3 protein-coding genes are annotated in these 2,090 nt (G+C 29.8%); all 3 read right to left on the reverse strand.

Annotated features, from left to right (window positions below; genetic code table 11):
• Nucleotides 1-300: 300 nt before the first annotated feature.
• The 3 genes from HT715_RS11455 to HT715_RS11465 all read right to left on the reverse strand — a co-directional run bounded on the left by HT715_RS11455 (nt 301) and on the right by HT715_RS11465 (nt 1,815).
• Nucleotides 301-558 carry a hypothetical protein gene (locus HT715_RS11455; protein ID WP_172922973.1) on the reverse strand — a complete coding sequence of 86 codons (258 nt, stop codon included), beginning with the start codon at nt 556-558 and terminating at the stop codon, nt 301-303.
• 154 nt (nt 559-712) lie between these two features.
• Nucleotides 713-1,615, reverse strand: coding sequence for a hypothetical protein (locus tag HT715_RS11460; RefSeq protein WP_000984724.1), 903 nt, complete (start codon nt 1,613-1,615; stop codon nt 713-715).
• Entirely contained in the window at nt 1,612-1,815 is a 204-nt protein-coding gene (locus HT715_RS11465; RefSeq protein WP_000525455.1) for a hypothetical protein, read from the reverse strand. Before HT715_RS11465 ends, HT715_RS11460 begins: the two co-directional genes overlap by 4 nt.
• Between the last annotated feature and the right edge of the window lie 275 nt (nt 1,816-2,090).

Here is a 2,090-nt window from a genome sequence, read left to right on the forward strand (position 1 = left end):
ATAGTTTCCTAACAAGTGATCGCAGGCTTTGTTTAGTTACCTAAATTAGACTTCCTTCCTTTATCTTATTTTAAATATTTAAAACCAGTTACTGCTTGAAGCTTAACAGTTTACTTAATTCAAATAACAGCTAATCACTGATTCCCTAATTTTATCAAATATACTAATAACAACAATTGTGATACGATCATCATTATAAGAACAACATTTAACGAATCAAAGTTTTTCCGAGATAATAATAAAGCAACAGCAAGCAGTATTATTACTAAAGATTGAATAACTACTATTACTCTTAACATTTTATCCTCTACCAGTAACCAAAGCATAGTATCTATTTTCAAAACCGAGCATAACTATTGCACCTATTGCTCCAAATGCAACCAGCATTGCTCCCCTAATACCCCACTTATTTTTTTGATAATCAGAGTTTTTATATCCTGAATAGTAGACTCTTTCTCCTAACACATATCCTGTGCTATACGATGCGCCACCAATTGTGATAGCCAAGGCAACAATGGCCGAAATTGACATTGGTTCTCCGCCATCAAGATACATCATCTNNATAGTTTCCTAACAAGTGAGCATCGACTTTGTTTATAGCACTTAGTTACCTAGATAAGATACTTTTTTGCCTAATCATATTCTATAGATGAACAGATTTGCAAACCTAATTAGTTGAAATTATTTCATTTGTTGTACGAACAGTATGAATCTAGATTATCTTCTTATTACTAATCAATATCCTTCGTGATTTTATCTTATCATACTCTCTATTCATACAGAAATTAAAATTATTTCTTAACCAACTTGTATAATAGAAAAAATCTAGTTGATTGATTCTGATGAGCCGTATTCTAATTTTATCAATCTTTTCTTGCCAGTTATTATTGTTACTAATAGAAATCTCATACAGCAGTAACTCGGCAAGACCTGTACACAGAAGGGTGTTCTGAGAATCTTCGATTTTTTTCAAAATATCCTCAAAGATCTCGCTATCCGTTAAAAAGGTAGATTGGTTAATCGCATCATACAGCAGAATACACATTAAGTCAGAATAATTTAGCTCTGATTTTTGTATTTTATCCTTTAAAGTATTGCTCAAATCCCTGTCAAACGAATCTTCTTTTTGCCATTTATTTTGATTGAAAAGAAATTCCGTCTTATTAAAAACGATATGGTTGATATCCATTATATTCCAAAAAAATATTGTAGTAAGCACGATGAGGGCAGAAGGAATTTTTAAAATAAATACTAGAATAATAGCTATTTCAAGAATAAAACTCCATATAATCCTCGATTTTAAATCATCAGCAGACAAACTTTTACGGTGGAATGAAAAATAGGGTGAGAATCGCACATTTACTTTCTTCTTTCCTGTAAAAATAAAAGGAAAAATTGTAATAAGACCTTCTTTCTTGTATACATCTTTCAATGCATATACTAGGTCTAAAACTATTTTTGAGAAAATCAAGCTACAGAAAGTAAGACCCATACTGATAACAAAATCAAGGGGAATTTCTAAATTCAATGGCAAGTTATTCACTAAGACATGCAACTCTAACCACAAGCCTAAAAAAGGAAGCATTAGTAAGAAAACAATTAGTTTACGCATCATAATTTTACAGCACCCTTATCTTTTTTTAATTTTGCATAAACTATCATTGCTATGGTTAAAATCAAAAATATTAAATTAATCATAATGATTAATTTCTTTAGTTCCTCATCAACATGATCATATGCTAAAAAAGTTACAGAGGAAATTAGTAGAAATGCCAAAAATACAATAACAAAAATTTTTTCAATTTTCATACCCATTTTACAATCACCTTAAGTCGTTTAAGTTTAGATCTCTGCGATGAATATCATTATTTGCCCAAATTGTTGTGATTGCATCACCAATTGACATCCAAGTTGCAAATCTGTTAATAGCAGAAGTTGCAAAACCTGCTTTATTGATAACAACTTTAGTCATCATCGTCTCTATAAAAATATTTTCTATACACTCTTGATAATACCAAAATTAATGTCAATATCATACCAAGAGCTATAATAATAGAATTTATTAGATTTATTTTATTATATCCAATCAC

The sequence above is a fragment of the Streptococcus sp. 4155 genome, from assembly GCF_013276695.1.
GTDB classification, from domain to species: Bacteria; Bacillota; Bacilli; order Lactobacillales; family Streptococcaceae; genus Streptococcus; species Streptococcus pseudopneumoniae.

Coding starts and splice junctions, on each gene's coding strand:
- HT715_RS11455 (WP_172922973.1), bottom strand. CDS start 558: ATGATGTATCTTGATGGCGGAGAACCAATGTCAATTTCGGCCATTGTT.
- HT715_RS11460 (WP_000984724.1), bottom strand. CDS start 1,615: ATGATGCGTAAACTAATTGTTTTCTTACTAATGCTTCCTTTTTTAGGC.
- HT715_RS11465 (WP_000525455.1), bottom strand. CDS start 1,815: ATGGGTATGAAAATTGAAAAAATTTTTGTTATTGTATTTTTGGCATTT.